The organism is Variovorax palleresanus (genome assembly GCF_051144945.1).
In the GTDB taxonomy this organism is placed as follows: domain Bacteria; phylum Pseudomonadota; class Gammaproteobacteria; order Burkholderiales; family Burkholderiaceae_C; genus Variovorax; species Variovorax paradoxus_S.
Genome location: NZ_JBJNVP010000002.1, coordinates 1,189,355 through 1,211,936, shown reverse-complemented (window position 1 = coordinate 1,211,936; position 22,582 = coordinate 1,189,355). Strand labels below are relative to the sequence as shown.

The following is a 22,582-nucleotide window of genomic DNA, read 5'->3' as shown; positions in this document are numbered from 1 at the left end:
GCCGCCATACATCAATAAAATAAGCAAGCTATGCGACATAAACGCCATGCATATTGAAAAGCTGGACCTCAACCTGCTGCGGCTCTTCGATGCGGTCTTCCGGGCCCGCAGCGTGAGCCGTGCGGCCGATGCCCTGGGGCTCACGCAGCCGGCGGCCAGCCACGGCCTCACGCGGCTGCGCCTCTTGCTGGGCGATGCGCTCTTCACGCGCACCCCCGGCGGCGTGGCGCCCACGCCGCGGGCCGAGCGGCTGGCGGTGCCGGTGCAGGCGGCGCTGGCCATGCTGCAGCAGGCGCTGGCGGAGCCCGAGCGCTTCGACCCGGCGACGTCGCGCAAGCTGTTTCGCATCCACATGAGCGACATCGGCGAGGGCCGCTTCCTGCCGGCGCTGATGGCGCGGCTGCGCGAGCTGGCGCCGAGCGTGCGGGTGGAGACCATGCCACTGGCCACCGGCGACATTGCCGCGGCGCTCGACAGCGGCCGGGTCGACTTCGCCTTCGGTTTCCTGCCCAAGGTGAAGGACACGCAGCGCGCCCAGTTGCTGAAAGACCGCTACATCGTGCTGCTGCGCAAGGGCCATCCCTTCGCCAAGCGGCGGCGCAGCGGGCAGGCGCTGCTCGAGGCATTGCAGGAGCTCGACTACGTGGCGGTGCGCACGCATGCCGACACGCTGCGCATCCTGCAGCTGCTGAACCTCGAAGACCGAGTGCGCCTCACGACCGAGCACTTCATGGTGTTGCCGGCCATCGTGCGTGCCACCGATCTTGCCGTGGTGATGCCGCGCAACATTGCGCGCGGCTTTGCCGAAGAGGGCGGCTACGCCATCGTCGAGCCGTCGTTTCCGCTGCGCGACTTCACCGTATCGCTGCACTGGAGCAAGCGCTTCGAGGCCGATCCGGCCAACCACTGGCTGCGCCAGGTGATCACGGCGCTGTTCTCGGAACGTCGAACTGGCGGCCCGTGAAGTCGACCTGCTCGCCCCGCAGATCGACCACGTCTATCCAAGTCCGAGCATTACGGCCTTCGCGATCCGAAGGCCACGGAGGTCGGCGGGCTATGTGGCCGGATTCTGGAAGCGAAAGTGGGAGCGAAAGGCGATCAGGAATGTCAACAAATATCAGCGCGCGAGATTCGTTTCGAAAGTGCCCATATTCCACGCTGCCAGTCCTAACCATGGCCCGGGACTTGCTCTCGCTCTTCAGGGTTTCTCCCTAGGTCGCATACCCGCGCCGACATACGCAATATGGTTCACGCGGTATGTGGGCCGGGGCGCAACCGGCTAACGTCCGGGCATGGCCGGGAAAACCGGTCACCCACGAGCCAAAAAGCATGAGTACAGAGCGCAACAACATCCAACCGATCCGCTTCTTCCATCGCGGCAAGATCGTCGACGTCAGCGGTGTCCATCCGACCCGATCGGTGCTCGACTGGCTGCGCGAGGACGCGCACTGCACCGGCACCAAGGAAGGCTGCAACGAGGGTGACTGCGGCGCCTGCACGGTCGTGATCGGAGAGCTGGCTACCGATGCCAATGCCCCCGGCGTCATCGGCGGCCTGCAGTTGCAGACGGTCAACGCCTGCATCCAGTTCTTGCCGACCCTGCATGGCAAGGCGCTCTTCACGGTCGAAGACCTCAAGGACCAGTGCCCCGCCAACGCGCCCGCCGCCACCGAAGTGCAGGGGCAGGACAAGCGTCCGCATCCCGTGCACCGGCTGCACCCGGTGCAGCAAGCCATGGTCGACTGCCATGGCTCGCAGTGCGGCTTCTGCACTCCCGGATTCGTGATGTCGCTGTGGTCCGCGTACGAGCACCACCAGGCCGAGGGCACCCAGCCTACGCGGCAGCAGCTGGCCGACGAGCTTTCCGGCAACCTGTGCCGCTGCACCGGCTACCGGCCGATTCTGGATGCGGGCCAGCGCATGTTCGACCTGCCGGCGGTGCGGCTCGATACAGAGCCCGTGGTGGCCGCGCTCACGGCATTGCGCGGCAACGACGGCTTCGACTACGCCGCGCCGCTCGGCGCCCGCGTCGACCATTTCCATGCCCCCAAGACACTGGCACAGCTTGCGGCGCTGCGCGAGCAGAAACCCGGTGCCCAACTGCTCTCGGGCTCGACCGACGTCGGCCTGTGGGTCAACAAGCAGTTTCGCGATCTGGGCGACATCATCTACGTGGGCGACGTGGCTGAAATGAAGACCATCGAAGTCCGCCAGAACGACACAGGCGGCGAGCTCTACATCGGCGCGGGCGCCTCGCTCGAATCGGCCTTCGAAGCCCTGGTGCAGCGCGTGCCCAGCCTGGAAGACGTGTGGCTGCGCTTTGCCTCTCCTCCCATCCGCCATGCCGGCACCATGGGCGGCAACGTGGCCAACGGTTCGCCCATCGGCGATTCGCCACCGGTGCTGATGTCGCTCGACGCCGAGATCGAACTGCGCCGCGGCAATGCCGTGCGCCGCATGCCGTTGCCCGATTTCTACATCGACTACATGAAGAACCAGCTGCAGCCCGGCGAGTTCGTGCAGGGGCTGGCGGTTCCGCTCGCGGCCATGCAGCGCCAGGTGCGCGCCTACAAGATCAGCAAACGCTTCGACTGCGACATCTCGGCACTGTGCGCCGGCTTTGCGGTCGAACTGGAGCCCGGCAGCGACACCGTCAAGGCCGTGCGCCTCGCCTTCGGTGGCATGGCCGCCATCGTGAAGCGCGCCGCCAACGCCGAGGCCGCGCTCGTCGGCAAGCCATGGACCCAGGCCAGCGTGAACGCCGCCAGGCTGGCGCTCGCGCAAGACTTCCAGCCGCTGTCGGATATGCGCGCCTCGGCCGGCTACCGCCTGCAAGTGGCGCAGAACCTGATCCAGCGGCTCTGGCTCGAAACCCGCACCGAAGGCGCGCTGTCGCTTGAAGAGACCAGCGTGTGGAGCGCGATGCCTCATTCAACGACGATCAAGGCCGACAAGGCCGCGGAAGGGGTCTGATCATGAACAAACCCATCGACGCCCGCCTGCTGCAGCCCTCCGAGGCCTTTGCCGACTACCTCAAGAACACCGCCGCCCGCATCGACCAGGGCGCCGAAACCCTGGCGCACGACCAGGGCGCGCGCGTCGGCATCAGCCGGCCGCACGAGTCGGCGCACCTGCACGTGGCCGGCGAAGCCACCTACATCGACGACATTCCCGAAATTGCCGGCACGCTGCATTGCGCGCTGGGCCTGTCGCCCGCGGCCAACGGGCGCGTGACGGCGCTGTCGCTCGATGCCATCCGCGCGATGCCGGGCGTAGTCTCGGTGCTTACCGCCGACGACATTCCGGGCAGCAACGATTGCGGCTCGATCGTGCATGACGACCCGATCCTGCTTTCGCTGAAGGACGGCGGCCAGATCCGCTACCTGGGCCAGCCGGTGTTCGCCGTGATCGCAGAAACGCGCGAGGCCGCGCGCCGTGCGGCCGCCAAGGCCAAGGACGTCATCGCCGTCGAGGCGCAGCCGCCCGTGCTCACGCCGCAGGACGCGCATGCGCGCGGCCAGTACGTGGTGCCGCCGATGCACATCGTGCGCAGCGGCGGCGCGGCCAACGAAGGCGACGAGGCCGCCGTGCGCGCCGCCATCGCCGCGGCGCCGCACCGCCACACCGCCACGCTCGACGTCGGCGGGCAGGAGCAGTTCTATCTCGAAGGCCAGATCAGCTACGCCATTCCGAAGGAGGGCGGCGCGCTGCACATCCATTGCTCCACGCAGCACCCGAGCGAGATGCAGCACCTGGTGGCGCACGCTCTGCACCTGCAGTCGAACGAGGTGCACGTCGAATGCCGGCGCATGGGCGGCGGCTTCGGCGGCAAGGAATCGCAGTCGGCGCTCTTTGCCTGCGTGGCCGCGGTGGCGGCCAGCAAGCTGCGCCGTCCGGTGAAGCTCAGGCTCGACCGCGACGACGACTTCATGATCACCGGCCGGCGCCACTGCTTCTGGTACGAGTACGAAGTGGGCTACGACGACGAGGGCCGCATCCTCGGTGCCGAGATCGTCATGGTCTCGCGTGCCGGCCACTCGGCCGACCTGTCGGGCCCGGTGATGACCCGGGCGCTGTGCCACTTCGACAACACCTACTGGCTGCCCAACGTGGCCATGCACGGCTACTCGGGCAAGACCAACACGCAGAGCAACACGGCCTTCCGCGGCTTTGGCGGCCCGCAGGGCGCCATCGCCATCGAGAACATCATGGACTCGGTCGCGCGCACACTGGGCCGCGATCCGCTCGACGTGCGGCGCATCAACTTCTACGGCAAGGCCGAGAACAACGTCACGCCGTACCGCCAGACCGTGACCGACAACATCGTGCACGAACTGGTGGCCGACCTCGAAGCCAGCAGCGACTACCGCGCGCGGCGCGAAGAGATCGCCGCCTTCAACACGAAGAGCACGGTGCTCAAACGCGGCCTGGCGCTGGCGCCGCTCAAGTTCGGCATCTCGTTCAACGTGAAGCACTTCAACCAGGCCGGCGCGCTGGTGCACGTGTACACCGACGGTTCGATCCTCGTGAACCACGGCGGTACCGAAATGGGTCAGGGCCTCAACACCAAGGTGGCGCAGGTGGTGGCGCATGAACTGGGCGTGAGCTTCGAGCGCGTGCGCGTCACTGCCACCGACACCACCAAGGTGGCCAACACCTCGGCCACGGCCGCATCGACCGGCGCCGACCTGAACGGCAAGGCCGCGCAGGATGCCGCACGCCAGATCCGCGAGCGCCTGGCCGAGAGCGCAGCAGAACGCCACGGCGGCAAGGCGAGCGAGGTGCGCTTTGCCAACGACAAGGTCGATGTCAACGGCCGCTCGCTGGCCTTCAGCACCGTGGTGGGTGAGGCGTATCTCGACCGCAAGCAGCTGTGGTCCGACGGCTTCTACGCCACGCCTGGCCTCAGCTGGGACAAGGACAAGATGCAGGGCCGCCCGTTCTACTACTACGCCTATGGCGCGGCGGTGAGCGAGGTGATCGTCGACACGCTCACCGGCGAATGGAAGCTCTTGCGCGCCGACATCCTGCACGACGCGGGCAAGTCGCTGAACCCGGCCGTGGACATCGGCCAGGTCGAAGGCGCCTTCATCCAGGGCATGGGCTGGCTCACCACCGAAGAGCTGGTGTGGCATCCGAAAAGCGGCATGCTCACCACGCACGCGCCCAGCACCTACAAGATTCCGACCGCCAACGACTGCCCGCCGGTGTTCAACGTGCGCCTGTTCGAAGGCCAGAACTTCGAGGACTCGATCCACCGCAGCAAGGCCGTCGGCGAGCCGCCGCTCCTGCTGCCGTTCTCGGTGTTCTTCGCGATCCGCGACGCGGTGTCGGCGGTCGGCGGCCACAGGGTCGATCCGCCGCTTCAGGCGCCGGCCACGAGCGAGTCGATTCTTCGCGCGATCACCGCCGTCCAGTCTGCATAGCCACTCGTAGACTTTGGCGCATGTCCAAAGTCCTCCCAATGCCCTACGTCCTGATCCCCTTCGCGAAACACCGCGGAACCGGCTTTGCCGCGCCGGGGTTGCGGACCACTGCCGTGGGGGAGCGCCATGCGTGACCAGGCCCTTTTCGACAAGATCGATCTTCATCTCATCCGGGTGCTTCACACCGTGCTGACCGACCGCAGCGTCTCGCGCGCCGCCATTCGCCTGGGCATGTACCAGCCGGCCGTTTCGGCCGCACTGAAGCGCCTGCGCGAGCTGTCGGGCGACCCTCTGCTGGTGCGCTCGGGCTCCGGCATGGTGCCGACCGATGCGGGGCTGCGGATGATCGAGCCCGCCGCCAGCATCCTGCGCGCGGCCGAGATGCTGTTCTCCGATGCGCGCGGCTTCGAGCCGCAGTCGGCGGCCACCACCTTTCGCATTGCCGCGAGCGACTACCTGGACCCGCTCTTCCTGCCGATGCTGGTGGCGCACGTGAAGCGCGAGGCACCGCTGTGCCAGATCGAGATCCACGCGCTCTCTCCCGACTCGGACTACCACGGCCATCTGGCGCTCGGGCAGGTCGACCTGGTGATCGGCAACTGGCAGAAGCCCCCGGAAGACCTGCACATGGCGCGGCTCTTTGGCGACGAGGTGGTGTCGCTGGTGAACCAGGACCATCCGGCGGTGCGCCGCGGCTGGGACCTGGAAACCTGGCTCGCGGCCGAGCACATTGCGCCCACGCCCATGCACCCCGGGGGGCGCGGCATCATCGACCAGATGCTCGACGAGCTCGGGCGGCAGCGCAACATCACGGCGCGCTGCGCGCACTTCAGCCTCATTCCCGACATGGTGGCCTCGAGCCTCCTGGTGCTGACCACCGGGCGCCAGTACTGCGAGCGCTTCGCGGCGCGGCTGCCGGTGAAGATTCTCGATTGCCCGGTGGCGCTGCCGCGCCTCATGTACTACCAGCTCTGGCACGAGCGCACCCATTCGTCGAGCTCCGCACGCTGGCTGCGCGAATGCATCAAGGGCGTGGCGGCATCGCTGCGGCCCGCGCCTTCGACGCACGTTGCGCGGGCTTCGCTGACTGAATTTCCCGATCCGCCCTGAAGCCTTCGGCCGCGCTGGCGGCGTGGCCGAAGCAACGATGAAGAACCGCCGCATAAAACAGCTGGAGACAAGCGACATGAACAGGTTTGAAGAGGTGCCCAAGGTCACCGATCCCCGTGCCTCGGGGAGCACCGAGGCCGCGCGCCCGCGCACCGCGCCGCAGAGCGCGAACTGGCTTGAACGCATGTTCAAGCTGACAGAGCACAACACCACGGTGCGCACCGAAGTCATCGCGGGGCTCACCACCTTCCTGACGATGGCCTACATCATCTTCGTGAACCCGTCGATCCTCGGCGACGCGGGCATGCCGAAGGGCTCGGTCTTCGTGGCCACCTGCCTGATCGCCGCGGTGGGCACGCTGATCATGGGCCTGTATGCCAACTACCCGATCGCCATGGCGCCGGGCATGGGGCTCAACGCCTACTTCGCCTACGTGGTGGTGCTGGGCATGGGCTACACATGGCAGGTGGCGCTGGGCGCGGTGTTCATCTCGGGCTGCCTGTTCCTCATCGTCACGGTCACGGGGTTGCGGGAGCTTTTCATACAAGGCATACCGCAGTCGCTGCGAACGGCGATCACCGTGGGCATCGGCATGTTCCTCGCGCTCATCGCGCTCAAGAGCGCGGGCGTGGTGGCGGCATCGCCGGCCACCTTTGTCACGCTGGGCGATTTGCATTCGGCGCCGGTGGTGCTGGCGACGCTGGGCTTCCTCGTCATTGTGGTGCTCGACCGGCTCAAGGTGCGCGGCGCCATCCTGATCGGCATCATGCTGGTGACCGTGCTGTCGTTCTTCTTCGGCGGCAACAAGTTTCAAGGCGTGTTCGACGCGCCGCCATCCATCGCGCCCACCTTCATGCAGCTTGACATCCTGGGCGCACTCAAGGGCGGCATCCTGAACGTGGTGCTGGTGTTCTTCCTGGTCGAGATGTTCGACGCGACCGGCACGCTGATGGGCGTGGCCAAGCGCGCCGGCCTGCTCGTGCCCGGCAAGATGGAGCGCATGAACAAGGCGCTCTTGGCCGACAGCGGCGCCATCTTCGCGGGCTCGCTGCTCGGTACCTCGAGCACCACCGCCTACGTGGAAAGCGCGGCCGGCGTGCAGGCCGGCGGGCGCACCGGCCTCACGGCCGTGGTGGTGGCGGCGCTCTTCCTCGCGTGCCTCATGATCTCGCCGCTGGCGGGCTCGGTGCCGGCCTATGCCACCGCACCGGCGCTGCTCTTCGTAGGCTGCCTGATGCTGCGCGATCTGGTCGATCTCGAATGGGAAGACACGACCGAAGTGATCCCGGCCGTCGTGACCGCGTTGGCCATGCCTTTCACCTATTCGATCGCCAACGGCCTGGCCTTCGGCTTCATCACCTACGCGGTGCTCAAGCTCTTCACCGGGCGGGCACGGGAAGTGCATGCAATGGTCTGGGTGATCGCGGCGATCTTCCTGTTCAAGTTTGCCTATGTAGGAGGACATTGAGCACGGCCGCGAGCGCCGATCGTCGCGGGCACGCTATTAGACTTGTAGCCATGTTTTCCGCTTGTTGCTGTTGAACGAGAAAACCCCACTGAACCCGGCATGACAACTCCCAGACTCCAGCTTGCGAACATCACCAAGCGCTACCCCGCGGTGGTGGCGAACAGCGACATTTCGCTGGCCGTCGCGCCCGGCGAGATTCACGCCGTGCTCGGCGAGAACGGCGCCGGCAAATCGACCCTGATGAAGATCATCTACGGCTCGGTCAAGCCCGATGAAGGCACGGTCACTTTCGATGGCCAGGCGGTGGCGCTGCGCAACCCGCAGCAGGCGAGGGCACTGGGCATCAGCATGGTGTTCCAGCACTTCAGCCTGTTCGACACGCTCACCGTGGCCGAGAACGTGTGGCTGGGCCTGGACAAGTCGCTGCAGCTGGCCGAAGTGGCGCGCAGCATCACGGCCAAGGCGAGCGAATACGGCCTGGACATCGATCCCTCGCGGCCGGTGCACACGCTGTCGGTGGGCGAGATGCAGCGGGTCGAGATCATCCGCGCGCTGCTCACCAACCCCAAGCTGCTGATCCTCGACGAACCGACCTCGGTGCTCACGCCGCAGGCGGTGATCAAGCTCTTCAGCGTGCTCAACAAGCTGGCTTCGGAAGGCTGCAGCATCCTCTACATCAGCCACAAGCTGCACGAGATTCGCGAGCTGTGCACGGCCTGCACGGTGCTGCGCGGCGGCAAGGTCACGGGCGTGTGCAATCCGCAGAACGAAAGCAACGAATCGCTCTCGCGCCTGATGATCGGCAGCGAGCCGCCGCCCTTGCAGCACCGGCCGGTGCATGCGGGCGCAGTGGCGCTGCGCGTCAACGCTCTCACGCTGGCGCGCGAAGACCAGTTCGGCGTCGACCTCGACGGCATCTCGTTCGAGGTGCGTGCCGGCGAGGTGGTCGGCATTGCGGGCGTGTCGGGCAATGGCCAGAAGGAACTGCTCTACACGCTCTCGGGCGAGGACGTGCGGGCCGAAGCGGCCATGGTGCAGGTGTTCGACAAGCCGGTTGGCCGGCTGCGGCCGCGCGCGCGGCGCGCCATGGGCCTGCACTTCGTGCCCGAGGAGCGGCTGGGCCGCGGCGCGGTGCCCACGCTGGGGCTCGCGCACAACCTGCTGCTCACGCGCAGCAACGCCGTGGGCAAGGGCGGGTGGATCCGCACGGCGATGCTCGAGAAGCATGCCAAGGCGATCATCACGCGCTTCAACGTCAAGGCCGGCGGGCCCGGCGCGGCGGCGCGTTCGCTCTCGGGCGGCAACCTGCAAAAGTACATCGTCGGCCGCGAGATCGACGCCAACCCCAAGCTCTTCATCGTCTCGCAGCCCACCTGGGGCGTGGACGTGGGCGCGGCCGCACTGATTCGCGGCGAGATCCTCGCGCTGCGCGACGCCGGCTGCGCGGTGCTGGTGGTCAGCGAGGAGCTCGACGAGCTGTTCGACATCAGCGACCGCCTGCACGTGATTGCCAAGGGCCGCCTGTCGCCCTCGATCGACCGTGCGGCCGCCACGCTGCCGCAGATCGGCGAATGGATGAGCGGTCTTTGGGAAGGACAGAAGAACAAGAAGGAGGCGGCCCATGCTTAAGCTCGAACCCCGTCCGGAGCTTTCGCGCTTCTGGACCTTTGCCTCGCCGATTCTTGCGCTGCTCATCACGGTGCTGATCGGCGTGGCGCTGTTCGCCGCGCTCGGCAAGGACCCGGTCAAGGGCCTGCTGGTGTTCTTCTACGAGCCCATCAAGAGCGGCTACGCGATCGGCGAGCTGACGATCAAGGCGACGCCGCTGCTCATCATCGCGCTCGGGCTGGCGGTGTGCTTCCGCTCCAACGTCTGGAACATCGGCGCCGAGGGCCAGTTCGTGTTCGGCGCCATCGCCGCGGGCGGTGTCGCGTTGCTGGCCGACAAGACCACCGGCTCGTGGATCGTGGTGGCCATCCTGGTCGCGGGCACGGTCGGCGGCATGGTGTGGGCCGGCATCGTGGCCTTCCTGCGCGACAGGTTCAATGCCAACGAAATTCTGGTGAGCCTGATGCTGGTGTACGTGGCCACGCTGCTGCTCGGCTACATGGTCTTCGGCCCCTGGAAGGATCCGCACGGCTACAACTTTCCGCAGTCCAAGACCTTCGAGGCGGTGACGCAGATCCCGCGGCTCTTCAAGGGTTCGCGCGTGAGCATCGGGCTGATCATCGCGCTGTTGGGCGTCGGCGCGCTCTGGGTGTTTTTGTTCCGCACGCGGGCGGGTTTCGCGCAGCAGGTCGGCGGGCTCGCACCCGCGGCCGCGCGCTATGCGGGCTTCTCGGCGCGGCGCGCCATCTGGATCGCGTTGCTCACTTCGGGCGGCGCGGCAGGCCTGGCCGGCGCGCTCGAAGTGGCGGGCCCGCTGGGCCAACTCACGCCGTACGTGCCGGCGGGCTACGGCTTTGCGGCCATCATCGTGGCCTTCGTCGGCCGGTTGCATCCGGTGGGCATGGTGTTCTCGGCCATCCTCATGAGCATGTTCTACATCGGCGGCGAGCTTGCGCAGTCGCGCCTCGGCCTGCCCAAGTCGCTCACAGGGGTGTTCCAGGGGCTGCTGCTCTTCACGCTGCTGGCCTGCGACACGCTCATCGCCTATCGCATCCGGGGCAAGGCGGCCCTCAAGGCACCCACGGCCGGAGGGGCGACGTCTTCGCTGCAGGCCAGCACGCCGATCACAGCGCCTGCTGCTGCGCGTTCGACCGAAGGAGCGCTCTAGGATGAAAACCCGTTCTTCAATTCGATGCGTTGCGCGTTCGGGGCCTTGTTCAGGGCACGACCACGCCGACGGCGTGCTCTGCTCCGCGAATGTCCCCCGGCCTTCGGCCTCCTCCTTTATTTCGCTGCGCAGAGCACCCCATCGACGTGGTCGTTGTTCAGAGCAGTGGTTGATCGAACGGAACAATCGCAGCGCCCAGTGTGCGCAGGGCGCCGGGTGCTCCCCGCAGCGAAATAAAGGAGGAGGCGAAGCCGGGGGACATTCGCGGAGGGGAGTACCCGGTGGCCTGTGCACGCGCCCTGAACAAGAGCATCAAACAATCAACCCGCAACGGAGCCACTGACATGGACAGCTACGCACTCCTGCTCGGCTCCACCCTGAGCGCCGGCACCGTGCTCGCGATTGCGGCACTGGGCCTGTTGATCAACGAGAAGGCCGGCATCGTCAACCTCGGGGCCGAGGGCATGATGCTCTGCGCCGCCATCGCAGGCTTTGCGACGGTGGTCACCACGCGCAACCCCTGGCTCGGCTTCCTGGCCGGCATGGCGGCGGGCGCGTTGCTTGCGGCCTTCTTCGGCGTGCTGGTGATCTGGCTCAATACCAACCAATACGCCACTGGCCTGGCGCTCAGCCTTTTCGGCGTCGGCTTCTCGGCGTTCCTGGGCATCAACTTCGTGCAGGCCAAGCTGCCCGAGAGCGTGTCTTACGCAGTGCCGGTGCTCAGCGACATTCCGCTCATCGGGCCGGCGCTCTTTCGCCATCACCCGATGGTCTATTTTGCTGTGGTGCTGACCGTCGGCCTCATCTGGTTTCTCTACCGCACACGCGCCGGGCTGGTGCTGCGTTCGGTCGGCGAATCGCCTGAGTCGGCGCATGCGCTCGGCTACCCGGTGCGGCGCATCCGCTTCCTCGCGGTGATCGTCGGCGGCGCGCTGTGCGGGCTGGCGGGCGCGTACCTGTCGACCGTCTATACGCCGCTGTGGGTCGAGGGCATGGTGGCGGGCCGCGGCTGGATCGCGCTGGCGCTCACCACCTTTGCCACCTGGCGGCCGATCCGCGTGTTGCTGGGCGCCTACCTGTTCGGCGGCGTCTCGATGCTCGGTTTTCATCTGCAGAGCAGCGGCGTCGACGTGCCGCCGCAGTTTCTCAGCATGCTGCAGTACATCGCGCCCATCGTCGTGTTGGCGCTGATTTCGCGGAATCCTGCCTTCATTCGCATCAACATGCCGGCCTCGATAGGAAAGCCGTTCTACCCCGGCTCATAATCTTGCTTCTCGATTTCCGCCAACCTGTCCTTTTTGAGGATTTTCGACAATGAATGATCTGAACAAGCGCTCCCTGCTCAAGCTGGCCGCCCTCACGGCGGTCGCTTCGGCGGCCCTGATCGGCTGCGGCAAGAAAGAGGAAGCCGCTGCACCGGCCGCGACCCCCGCACCGGCGCCGGCACCCACGGCCGCCGCACCGGCACCGGCTGCGCCGCTCAACATCGCATTCGCCTACATCGGCCCGGTCGGAGACGGCGGCTGGACCTTCGCGCACGACAACGGCCGCAAGGCGCTCGAGAAGGAATTCGGCGACAAGATCAAGACCACCTTCGTCGAGAGCGTGCCCGAGGGCGCCGACGCCGAGCGCGTGTTCCGCGACATGGTCGGCCAAGGCAACAAGCTGATCTTCGGTACCACCTTCGGCTACATGGAGCCGATGCTCAAGGTGGCCACCGACAGCAAGGACGTGAAGTTCGAGCATGCCACCGGCTACAAGACGGCCGAGAACATGCGCACCTACGACAGCCGCACCTATGAAGGCGCCTACATGGCCGGCGTCATCGCCGGTGCCATGACCAAGACCAACACGCTCGGCGTGGTGGGCTCGGTGCCCATCCCCGAGGTGCTGCGCAACATCAACAGCTTCACGCTCGGCGCGCAGTCGGTCAACCCGAAGATCACCACCAAGGTGGTGTGGGTGAATGAATGGTTCAGCCCGCCGAAGGAAACCGAAGCCGCCACCGCGCTCATCAACGGCGGCGCCGACGTGCTGTTCCAGAACACCGACTCGCCCGCCGTGCTCAAGACCGCACAGGAAAAAGGCAAGCGCGCCTTCGGCTGGGATTCCGACATGACGGCCTACGGCCCCAAGGCTCACCTGGCCTCGGCCACCATCAACTGGGCGCCGTACTACATCAAGGCCACCAAGGACGCGCTCGAAGGCAAGTGGGCCACCGGCCAGAGCTGGTGGGGCGTGAAGGAAGGTGCCATCGACATCGTCTCGGTCGCCGAAGATGTGCCGGCCGAAACCAAAGCCAAGGTCGAGGAAGTGAAAAAGGGCTTGAAGGACGGTAGCTTCGTGATCTGGAAGGGCCCGATCCTGGGCCAGGACGGCAAGGAAGTGGTCGCCAAGGATGCCGTGGCCGACGACAAGTTCCTGTCGGGCGTGAACTTCTACGTCAAGGGCGTGGAAGGCAAGGTGCCGGGCGACAAGAAGTAATCGCTGCGCGCATTGCGCACGTGTAAATAATGGGTCGCCCGCGGGCGACCCTTTTTTTTGAATGACCCATCTCGACGCATCCAATCTCGCGCTGATCGACGACTGCACCCAAGCCTCGATCCAACTCCTGGAACGCAACCTCACGCCGCATGGCATTCTGGCCGCCAGCCGGACCGAGGCGGCCGTGGCGCGACGCTACACGCGCATCTTCGGGCGCGATGCCGCCATCTGCGTGATGGCGATGTGCGGCAGCGGTGTGGCCGCGCTGGAGCAGGGCGCCGTGGCCAGCCTCGATGCGCTCGCGGCGCAGCAAGCGCCCAACGGGCAGATTCCCAAATACGTCGACCCCGAAGGGCAGGACGCCGACTTCTGGTACCTGGGCTGCATCGACGCCACGCTGTGGTGGCTGATTGCGGTGGACCACGTGCGGCGCCATGGCAAGGTCGGCGCCTCGCATTGGAGTGGCGAGGTGGAGCGCGCCATCGGCTGGCTGCTGGCGCAGGAGCACCAGCACTTCCGGCTCTTGCAGCAGAACGAAGCCAGCGACTGGGCCGACATCATGCCGCGCTCGGGCTACGTGCTGTACACCAACGCGCTCTGGTATGAGGTGAAGCGCCGCTTCGAGCTAGCCCACGCCGAAGCTACCGAGCATCACTTCAACCATCTCTTTCACCCTTACCAGCAGGACCTGCCCGAGTACCACCGCGCGCGGCTGCTGCGGCACTATGCGCGCCGCGGGCGAACGGATCCGGGCCTGTATCTCAGCTTCGTCAATCTTTCCTTTGTCGGCAACGAGGGGGACGTGTTCGGCAACGTGCTGGCCATACAGAGCGGCCTGGCCGATTCCGCGATGGCCAACCGCATCGTCAAGACCATTGCCGCGGCACGCGCGTGCGATCCGTACCCGGTGCGCGTGGTGCTGCATCCGCTGACGCGCGAGCATGAGCTGTGGCGTCCCTACATGGCACGCCACCAGCAGAACGTCGTGCACCAGTACCACAACGGCGGCATCTGGCCTTTCGTCGGCGGCTTCTGGGTCATGGCGCTCGCCCGCCTGGGCCTGCATGACATGGCCTGGCCCGAACTCGCGCGCCTTGCGCACGTGAACGAACTCGGCGGCTGGCGTTTCACCGAGTGGTTTCATGGCCGCACGCTGGCGCCGATGGGCATGGCGGGCCAGAGCTGGAATGCCGCGACCTTTCTGCTGGCCCGGCGTGCGCTGCTGGGCACTGCGGCGGCCTGGTGACGGTCAGGAAAAATTCCGAAAATCGCCTCAGGCCATCCGATCCAGCAGGCTGTACCAGGCCACTCCTCCAGCTACATAAAACCGCTGCAGGCCATGCAGCGGTATCGGCTGGATGGGCGTCACCGGATATGGAAAATCCGCCCCCGCATCGACGAGCCGCGCGGCCAGGTGCTTGCCCATGCTGGTGGCCAGTGCGATGCCGCGCCCGTTGTAGCCGAGCGCAATAGTCACTCCCGGCGCCGGCGTGTGCACGTGGGGCATGAAGTCGCGGGTGACCGCGATGCGGCCGGCCCAGCGGTACTCGTAGCGCAGCGGCCCTAGTTGGGGAAAAAGCAATTCGAGCGAGCGTTCCAGGTGCGCGAAGTCCGCCGGGCCGGACGGATCGGCAAAGTGGCCGCGGCCGCCCATCAGCAGGCGGCCCTCTGCGTCCTTGCGGAAGTACAGCAGCAGGCGTTGCGAGGTCGAGGCGGTTTCGCCGTGCGGCAGGATCGCGTCGGCGGCAGTGCCTTCGAGCGGTGTCGTGGCCACGATGAAGCTGTTGGCGGCGAGCACGGTGCGCGACAGCCCCGGCCACAACGGCCCCGTGTAGCCATTGGTGGCGAGCACCACCTGGTCGGCGATGACGGTGGCGCCGGTCGAGGTGCTGGCGTGCCATTGCGTGCCCCGGCGCTCCAGCGCGGTCACCTGTGTGCCGCCGTGCACCGCGGCCCCGAAGCCTTGCGCGGCCCGCACCAGGCCGTGGGTGTAGGCCAGGGGCTGGATGCCGCCGGCCCGGGGGTCGAGCCAGCCGCCTGCGAAGGCCTCGGTGCCCAGGCGTGCGCTGACGGCCGCGTGGTCGAGCATCTCGGTGTTCACGCCGCGCGTGGCCCATTGGGCGGCGCGTGCGTGCAGGCCCGCCACGTGCTTTGGCGAGTAGGCGACCTGCAGCCAGCCGTTGCGCACCGGCTGGCAGTCGATGCCGTGCCTCGCGATCAGGTCGAACACCACGTCGGCCGAGCGGGAGACGGCGTCGATCAACGGCGCCGCCCGCTCGACGCCGTAGATGCGGGCCAGGTCCTCGGGGTCATGCTTCAGCGTGGGGTTGACCTGCCCGCCGTTGCGCCCGGAGGCGCCCCAGCCGGGCTCGTGCGCCTCGAGCACGCAAACCTGCACACCCGCCTCGGCCAGGTGCAACGCGGTCGACAGGCCGGTGAAGCCGCCACCGACGACCAGTACGTCGACCCTGCGCGATTCGGTCAAGGGCGGCGTTGGCGGCGCGGGCGGCGCGGTGGCTGCCCACAGCGACGCGGGCAGCGCGTGCGCTGCGCTCATTGGGTAACCTCCGTGCTACGCACTGCGGTGCGAGCTTGCTTGGGGCGGCCCGGCGCGGCGCTCATGGCCGGACCTCGACAGGTGCCGCCGAGGGATGCAGCACGCGACGCAGGAAATCCTGTGTGCGCGGCTGGCGCGGCGCGCCCAGCACTTGCGCGGCCGGGCCTTCTTCCACGATGCTGCCGCTGTGCAGGAAGCACACGCGGTCGGCCACTTCGCGCGCGAAGCCCATCTCGTGCGTGACCACGATCATGGTCATGCCTTCGTCGGCCAGGGCGCGCATCACGCCGAGTACGTCGCCGACCAGTTCGGGATCGAGCGCCGATGTGGGTTCGTCGAACAGCATGGCTTCGGGCTTCATGGCCAGCGCGCGCGCAATGGCCACGCGCTGCTGCTGGCCGCCCGAGAGCTGGGCTGGATAGGCCTGCGCCTTTTCGGCAAGCCCCACCTTGGCAAGCAGCGCAAGCGCTTCCTCGCGCGCCTGCGCGGGCTTGTGGCCCAGCACGTAGACCGGGCCCTCCATCACGTTCTCCAGTACGGTGCGATGCGGGAACAGGTTGAAGCGCTGGAACACCATGCCCATGCGGCTGCGCAGCCGGTGAATGCTCTTGTCGTTGCGGTCGACGCGTTCGTCAAATGCGCGCACCTCTCCGCCTTCGTACGATTCCAGCCCGTTGATGCAGCGAAGCACCGTGGACTTGCCCGAACCCGAGGGGCCGATCAGGCACACCACCTCGCCGGCATCGACATGCAGGCTCACGCCCTGCAGCACGCGATGCGTACCGAAGCGCTTCTCCAGTCCGTCGACGCGGATCATGGGTGTTTCCTTCCGGCGCCGAAGCGCTTTTCGAGCCGCCGCAGCCCGTAGACCAGCGGCAGGCTCATCAGCAGGTAGAGCAGGGCGACCAGTGTGTAGACCGTCATGTTCTGGAACGTCGACGAAGCAATGAGCTGGCCGGCGCGCGTCATCTCGGCCACCGTGATGGTCGAGACGAGCGAGGAGTCCTTGAGCATCATCACCAGCGTGTTGCCGTACGGCGGCAGCGCGATGCGAAAGGCCTGGGGCAGGATCACGCGCCGCATGATCAGCGCCGAGCGCATGCCCATGGCCTGGGCGGCCTCGCGCTGGCCCGCGTCCACGGCCTCGATGCCGCCGCGGAAGTTCTCGGCCTGGTAGGCCGAGTAGGCAATGCCAAGGCCGATGACGCCGGCCTGGAAGGCCGTGAGCTGCACCCCGAACTCCGGCAGCACAAAGTAGATGTAGAAGAGCTGCACGATGATGGGCAGGCCCCGGATCAGGTTGATGATCACCGTGCCCGTCCACGAGAGCGCGCGCACCGGCGAGAGCTTCATCAATGCGAGCCCGAGGCCGAGCACGCTGCTGAGCAGGAACGAGAGCACGGTGACCTGCACCGTGACGACGGCGCCCTGCAGGAGGATCGGCAGGAAATCCTGCGCGTTCTGGAGGAAAGAAGCGGCCATGGGTGCGATGCGTCAGATGCCCCACTTCTGCACGATCCTGGCGAGCGTGCCGTCGGCCTTGATCGCGGCGATGGACTTGTTGAGGCGGGCCAGCGTCTCGGCATCCCCCTTGCGCACCACCAGGCACACGTCGCCCACGTTCACGGGCTTGTAGCTCTCGACCAGCTTCACGCCGGGAAAATTGTTCTGCCGCAGCTGGTAGGCAATGATGGGCTGGTCGCCCAGGCCGGCCTTGATGCGACCCAGCGAGAGGTCGCGCGTCATGTCGGCCACCGAGTCGTAGCTGCGCACCTCCTTGAAGATGCCTTTCTTGGTGAGCATGTCCAGGAACACGGTGCCGACCTGCGCGCCGACCACCTCGCCCTTGAGCTCGTCGAGCGAGACGTACGCGCGCGTGTCGTCGCTCTTCACGATCAGGCCCTCGCCATAGGAGTAGACCGGGTCGCTGAAGTCGACCACCTCCTGGCGCGCCGCCGTCTTCAGCATGGCGGCCGAGACGATGTCGATCTTGCGGGCGGTGAGCGAGGGGATGAGTGCCGAGAACACCGTCTGCTGCACGTTGACGCCGAAGCCGCCAGCCTTGCCGACGGCAGTGACGGTGTCGACCATCATCCCCTGGATGGTGTTGGTCTTCACATCCAGGAAGGTGAACGGTACGCCCGTGGCCGTGGCGCCCACGTTGTAAGTGGCGGGCGCGGCGCCCTGCGCGCCGGCCAGCGAGGCGGCGCCCGCGACACAGAGGCCCAGGGCAAAGCGGTGAAGGTGGCGAACGATGCGATTCATGGAAGCACTCCTCGAAGAAGGTGGAAAGAGCGAAAGGAGAAAAGGAAGAAATGGCTCGGCGGACGATGCAACATGCATGCCAATAATCGATTCTTTTGAATCTCATATCAATAAATAGAAACCATTAGGCGAGTTGATCGTATCGATATTCGATATTTCAGGCCGATATGGGTATACTCCGCAGCCATGGACGCCACACCCGAAGCCGCCCCCGGCGAAAGCCCCAGCCTGCTTTTCAACCAGTCGCTGGAGAAGGGCCTGGCCGTGCTGCAGGCCTTCAGCGCCCGCCGGCGCACCATGACGCTGGCCGACGTGGCTGCGGCCACCGACATCACCAAGAGTTCGGCGCAGCGCATGGTCTTCACGCTGGAAAAGCTGGGCTACGTGCGCAAGCACCCGCAGACGCGGCGTTACCAGCTCACGCCGCGGGTGATGGAAATCGGCTTCAACTACCTGGCGGCCAACCCGCTGATCGACGTTGCCAATCCGTTCCTGTCGGAACTGACCAAGGTCACCACGGAAACCTCCTGCCTGACCGAGCCCGACGGCCTCGACATGGTCTATGTCGCGCGCTTTGTCAGTGCGCAGTTCGTGCCGGTCCACATGCCGATCGGCAGCCGCATTCCCATGTATTGCACCGCTTCCGGGCGCGCCTACCTGAGCGCGCTGCCCGAGGATGAGGCGCGGGCGCTGATCGAGGCCTCCGACCGCGTGGCGCATACCGCCCACACCCGCACCGGTGTCGACCAGATCCTCGAGGCCTTGCGCCAGGCGAGGCTGCAGGGGTTTGCCACCAACGCCGAGGAACTGTTCCTCGGCGACATGACGATTGCGGCGCCCGTGGTGGGCAGCCAGGGCCGGCCCGTCGCGTCGGTGCACGTCGTGGCGCCGACCAGCCGCTGGACCATGGAGGAGGCCGTGCGCAAGCTGGCGCCAACGCTGCTGCTGTGCGCTCGCTCGCTCACCAGTTCGGCGCGCGGGATCGATTGAACGTATACGGTTTGGCGCATCCCGCACGGGGCGGGTGCGCTTATGCTGTGCGCAATCACAACGTCGACTTCCCACCATGACCGATTCCCGCCCCCTCTTCGACAAGAGCTTCGGCAAGATCTCCGCCGACCGCCTGCCCGAGCTGCTGCGCGCCATGCCCAAGGCCGAGCTGCACATGCACATCGAAGGCTCGCTGGAGCCCGAGCTGATCTTCGCGCTCGCGCAGCGCAACGGCGTGGCCATTCCGTATGCGAGCGTCGAAGACCTGCGCAAGGCCTACGCCTTCACCAACCTGCAGAGCTTCCTGGACATCTACTACGCCGGCGCCAGCGTGCTGCTGAAGGAGCAGGACTTCTACGACATGGCCTGGGCCTACCTGGAGCGCGCCGCGGCCGACAACGTGGTGCGCACCGAGATGTTCTTCGACCCGCAGACGCACACGGCGCGCGGCGTGCCGATGGAGGTCGTGGTCAACGGCCTGCACCGTGCGTGCGCCGATGCAGAGCCGAAGCTCGGCGTGAGCGCGGCGCTCATCCTGTGCTTCCTGCGCCACCTGAGTGAAGAAGAAGCCTTCGAAACGCTGGAGCAGGCGCTGCCCTTCCGCGACAAATTCATCGGCGTGGGGCTCGACTCGAGCGAGGTCGGCCATCCGCCCGAGAAGTTTGCGCGCGTGTTCGCGCGCTGCCGCGAGCTTGGCTTTCACCTCGTCGCGCACGCGGGCGAAGAGGGCCCGCCGGCTTACGTGTGGAGCGCGCTCGACGTGCTCAAGGTCGAGCGCGTTGACCACGGCGTGCAGAGCGCGAAAGATCCGGCGCTGATGAAGCGGCTCGCGCAAGACCGCATTCCGCTCACCGTGTGCCCGCTGTCGAACCTCAAGCTCTGCGTGTTTCCCGACCTGGCGCAGCACAACCTCGGCGCGCTGCTGGACGCGGGGCTGGTGGCCACCGTTAATTCGGACGACCCGGCCTACTTCGGCGGCTACATGAACCAGAACTTCACGCAGACCTTCGCGGCCACCGGGCTCGGCGTGCAGCAGGCGTGGCAGCTTGCGGCCAACAGCTTCGAAGGCAGCTTCATCGACGCGGCCGCCAAGCGCGCCTACGTCGACCGGCTCAACGCCGTCTTCGCAAGCTTCTGATCGGCAGCGCCGGGCCTGGGCACCAGCAACGGCATTGCCACCAGCGCGCATGCGCTGGCTGCGAGCCACACCAGCGGCCAGCCCTGCAGCGCGAGCAGGTGCGGGATGGAGAAGGGCGTGACAAAGCACACCAGGAACACGCTGGTGTTCGCCATGCCCAGTGCCGTGCCCGCGCGGGCCGCACCGGCCAGCGTGGCGAGTTCGGTGTAGGCCACGCCGTGCCATGCCGACACGCAGACACCGCTGGCCGCCAGCAGCGCCACCAGCGCAATGCGCAGTGTCGATGAGTCGACGGTGTGCGTGCCTGCGCCCAGTGCCAGCACCAGCAGCGCGAGCCCAGCGAACAGCAGCACGCTGAGTGCGCTGCAGGCGCGCAGGTAGGCAGGGCGGTTGCGCCGACGGTCGGTCCAGCGGCCGCTCCAGACGCGCATCACCATGGCGCCGACCTGCACGAACACCATCGTGGCCGTGATGGTTGCGAGGCCCGCATGGCCGAAGTCATGCAGGAACACCGTGCCGAAGGACAGCACCGCGAACTGCGGCGCGCAAAGAATGCCGATGCCGGCCACGATGCGCCAGACGCGCGCATCGCGCAGCGGGCCGCTGCCCTTCGGCGCGCCTGATGTCTCCGCGGCCTTGGCGCGCGGCGCAACCGGCGGCTCATGCACCCAGGCCCAGCTCATTGCCGCGCTCAGTGCGCACAGCAGCGCCAGCAAGCCGTAGAGCGCGGCAAAGCCGAAATGCAGCGCCACGAAGGGCAGCACCAGCGCGCCGATGCCGCCGCCCAATGGCACGGCCGTCTGCCGGATGCTCATCGCAAGCCCGCGCTCGCCCGCTTCGAACCACGTCATGACCGCGCGGCCGCTCGCGCCGTTGACACTGCCGCCGAGCAACCCGACGAGCAGCAGCCCGCCGCAAAGCCAGCCCAGACCCGGAATGTGCTGTGCGCTCGGCGCCGCCCAGAGCGCCATCGCCACCAGCGCGGCCGCGGTGGTGCCGAGGCCTGTGAGCAGTACCGGCCTGTCTCCCCAGCGGTCGGTCAAGAGGCCCCATGGCAGCTCGCTCACCGCGATGCCCAGGCCCATGAGGCCGAGCACCAGGCCCAGCGTGGCGTTGTCGAGCTGGTAGCCGGTGCGCATCAGCACCGCGGTCATTGGAATGCCGCTGAAGGCCACGGAGAAGGCCGCATTGGCGGCGACACCCGCGGCCAGCACTTTCCAGCGGTGGCGGCGTGGATACGAAGGGGAGGGGATCGAATGCGTCATGTCGAGGCGCAGTCTCCGCCGTTGCAAAGGTTTTGAAAATCAGAAAATAATGAGCTGATCGTTCGATAAAACAGGACGATCGAGGAAGGAAGAAATCCATGTCCCAGGTGATGTTCGATCTCGACGTGCTGCGCAGTTTTTCCACCGGCATCGCGCTTGGCAGCTATGCGCGGGCGGCCGACAAGCTGGGCCGCTCGACGTCGGCCGTGAGTGCGCAGCTCAAGAAACTCGAGGCACAGGCCGGCACCGTGCTGTTCCGCAAGGCCGGCCGCGGGCTGGAGCTCACCGATGCGGGCGAGACGCTGCTCGCCTATGCGCACCGCATGCTCGAACTCAACGAGGAAGCCGGCGCCGCGATGCGCGGTGCCGACCTGCAAGGCTGGGTTCGCCTCGGCCTGCAGGAAGACTTCGGCGAGACGCTGCTGCCTGCCGTGCTCGGCCGCTTTTCGCGCGCGCATCCCAAGGTGCGCATCGAGGCCTGCGTGGCGCGCAGCGCCGAACTGCGCGAGCGGCTCGAACTCCGGCAACTCGACCTTGCCCTGGTGTGGGACACCGGCGAGCAGATGACGCCGCACGGCGAGCGCGTGGCGCGCCTGCCGTTGCAATGGATCGGCCCACGGGCGCCCGATGCGCTCGACGCGGCGTGGTGGAAGGAGCGCGAGCGCCGGCCCGGCGCGCGCAAGAGCAAGGAGCCCCTGCCGCTGGTGTTGCTCGATGCACCGTGCCCGCTGCGCGAAATCGTCACCGCTGCGCTCGACCGTGCCGGCACGCCGTGGCGCCATGCGTTCACCAGCGCCAGCCTTGCCGCGCTATGGGCCGCCACATCGGCCGGCCTCGGGCTCTCGGTGCGCACGCCCTTCGGCCTGCCCGCGCACGTGCGCGCCATTGACCGCACGGCGGTCGGCCTTCCGGCGCTGCCGCAGATGTCGCTCATGCTCTATCGCGCACAGGCGGCGGCCGAGGCGCCGGTGGCCCGGCTGGCCACGCTGCTGCTCGAGGCGGTGCGACAGCATGTGCATGTGCAGGCGGACCCGGCGCACTAAAATCCGCACCCCGCAGCCGGGCGTCCCGGCCGGCTGCGGGTTTTTTGCTTTTCCGGGGCC

18 protein-coding genes are annotated in these 22,582 nt (G+C 67.1%); 13 read left to right on the top strand and 5 right to left on the bottom strand.

The genetic code is table 11. The features are described from left to right. Positions 1-46 precede the first annotated feature (46 nt). The 10 genes from ACJ7Z0_RS09360 (at position 47) to ACJ7Z0_RS09315 (ending at position 14,510) form a co-directional block, all read left to right on the top strand. Complete coding sequence (locus ACJ7Z0_RS09360) at positions 47-964, top strand: LysR family transcriptional regulator (protein WP_434789622.1); 918 nt, start codon at positions 47-49, stop codon at positions 962-964. A 365-nt stretch (positions 965-1,329) separates the two neighbouring features. After that, on the top strand, positions 1,330-2,973 hold the full coding sequence (gene xdhA / locus ACJ7Z0_RS09355; RefSeq protein WP_434789621.1) for a xanthine dehydrogenase small subunit: 1,644 nt from the start codon (positions 1,330-1,332) through the stop codon (positions 2,971-2,973). Between the two features lie 2 nt (positions 2,974-2,975). Beyond that, positions 2,976-5,426: a xanthine dehydrogenase molybdopterin binding subunit gene (gene xdhB / locus ACJ7Z0_RS09350; protein ID WP_434789620.1), complete on the top strand. Its 2,451-nt coding sequence runs from the start codon at positions 2,976-2,978 to the stop codon at positions 5,424-5,426. A 126-nt stretch (positions 5,427-5,552) separates the two neighbouring features. Next, positions 5,553-6,536, top strand: a complete 984-nt coding sequence (locus tag ACJ7Z0_RS09345) for a LysR family transcriptional regulator (RefSeq protein ID WP_431128891.1) — start codon at positions 5,553-5,555, stop codon at positions 6,534-6,536. Positions 6,537-6,612: 76 nt separating this feature from the next. Beyond that, entirely contained in the window at positions 6,613-8,004 is a 1,392-nt protein-coding gene (locus ACJ7Z0_RS09340; protein WP_431128894.1) for an NCS2 family permease, read from the top strand. A gap of 99 nt (positions 8,005-8,103) precedes the next feature. Beyond that, positions 8,104-9,633, top strand: a complete 1,530-nt coding sequence (locus ACJ7Z0_RS09335) for an ABC transporter ATP-binding protein (protein ID WP_434789619.1) — start codon at positions 8,104-8,106, stop codon at positions 9,631-9,633. Beyond that, positions 9,626-10,780, top strand: coding sequence for an ABC transporter permease (locus ACJ7Z0_RS09330; protein ID WP_434789618.1), 1,155 nt, complete (start codon positions 9,626-9,628; stop codon positions 10,778-10,780). Before ACJ7Z0_RS09335 ends, ACJ7Z0_RS09330 begins: the two co-directional genes overlap by 8 nt. Before the next feature lie 344 nt (positions 10,781-11,124). Continuing rightward, a complete protein-coding gene (locus tag ACJ7Z0_RS09325; protein WP_431128903.1) occupies positions 11,125-12,045 on the top strand; it encodes an ABC transporter permease in 921 nt (306 codons plus the stop codon). Positions 12,046-12,094: 49 nt separating this feature from the next. Then, on the top strand, positions 12,095-13,264 hold the full coding sequence (locus tag ACJ7Z0_RS09320; RefSeq protein ID WP_434789617.1) for a BMP family ABC transporter substrate-binding protein: 1,170 nt from the start codon (positions 12,095-12,097) through the stop codon (positions 13,262-13,264). A 61-nt stretch (positions 13,265-13,325) separates the two neighbouring features. Further along, complete coding sequence (locus ACJ7Z0_RS09315) at positions 13,326-14,510, top strand: amylo-alpha-1,6-glucosidase (protein WP_434789616.1); 1,185 nt, start codon at positions 13,326-13,328, stop codon at positions 14,508-14,510. Positions 14,511-14,537: 27 nt separating this feature from the next. On the opposite strand, the gene ACJ7Z0_RS09310 is transcribed toward ACJ7Z0_RS09315, so the two are convergent. The 4 genes from ACJ7Z0_RS09310 to ACJ7Z0_RS09295 all read right to left on the bottom strand — a co-directional run bounded on the left by ACJ7Z0_RS09310 (position 14,538) and on the right by ACJ7Z0_RS09295 (position 18,086). Then, on the bottom strand, positions 14,538-15,821 hold the full coding sequence (locus ACJ7Z0_RS09310; RefSeq protein WP_434789615.1) for an NAD(P)/FAD-dependent oxidoreductase: 1,284 nt from the start codon (positions 15,819-15,821) through the stop codon (positions 14,538-14,540). 61 nt (positions 15,822-15,882) lie between these two features. Then, complete coding sequence (locus tag ACJ7Z0_RS09305) at positions 15,883-16,638, bottom strand: amino acid ABC transporter ATP-binding protein (protein WP_434789614.1); 756 nt, start codon at positions 16,636-16,638, stop codon at positions 15,883-15,885. Next, complete coding sequence (gene ehuD, locus ACJ7Z0_RS09300) at positions 16,635-17,303, bottom strand: ectoine/hydroxyectoine ABC transporter permease subunit EhuD (protein ID WP_434789613.1); 669 nt, start codon at positions 17,301-17,303, stop codon at positions 16,635-16,637. Before ehuD ends, ACJ7Z0_RS09305 begins: the two co-directional genes overlap by 4 nt. 12 nt (positions 17,304-17,315) lie before the next feature. Further along, positions 17,316-18,086 (bottom strand): ABC transporter substrate-binding protein, encoded by a 771-nt coding sequence (locus tag ACJ7Z0_RS09295; protein WP_369655121.1) that lies wholly within the window; start codon positions 18,084-18,086, stop codon positions 17,316-17,318. A gap of 186 nt (positions 18,087-18,272) precedes the next feature. Here ACJ7Z0_RS09295 and ACJ7Z0_RS09290 point away from each other — a divergent pair, with 186 nt between their 5' ends. Both ACJ7Z0_RS09290 and ACJ7Z0_RS09285 read left to right on the top strand, forming a co-directional pair. Next, the gene (locus tag ACJ7Z0_RS09290; protein ID WP_434789612.1) at positions 18,273-19,076 is read left to right on the top strand and encodes an IclR family transcriptional regulator; all 804 of its coding nucleotides are present in this window, start codon (positions 18,273-18,275) and stop codon (positions 19,074-19,076) included. Between the two features lie 76 nt (positions 19,077-19,152). Next, entirely contained in the window at positions 19,153-20,214 is a 1,062-nt protein-coding gene (locus ACJ7Z0_RS09285) for an adenosine deaminase (RefSeq protein WP_434789611.1), read from the top strand. On the opposite strand, the gene ACJ7Z0_RS09280 is transcribed toward ACJ7Z0_RS09285, so the two are convergent. Further along, complete coding sequence (locus tag ACJ7Z0_RS09280) at positions 20,175-21,479, bottom strand: MFS transporter (RefSeq protein ID WP_434789610.1); 1,305 nt, start codon at positions 21,477-21,479, stop codon at positions 20,175-20,177. The genes ACJ7Z0_RS09285 and ACJ7Z0_RS09280 overlap by 40 nt on opposite strands. A gap of 98 nt (positions 21,480-21,577) precedes the next feature. Between ACJ7Z0_RS09280 and ACJ7Z0_RS09275 the strand changes: the two genes are divergently transcribed. Beyond that, positions 21,578-22,522 carry a LysR substrate-binding domain-containing protein gene (locus ACJ7Z0_RS09275; RefSeq protein ID WP_434789609.1) on the top strand — a complete coding sequence of 315 codons (945 nt, stop codon included), beginning with the start codon at positions 21,578-21,580 and terminating at the stop codon, positions 22,520-22,522. The last annotated feature ends 60 nt before the right edge of the window (positions 22,523-22,582 follow it).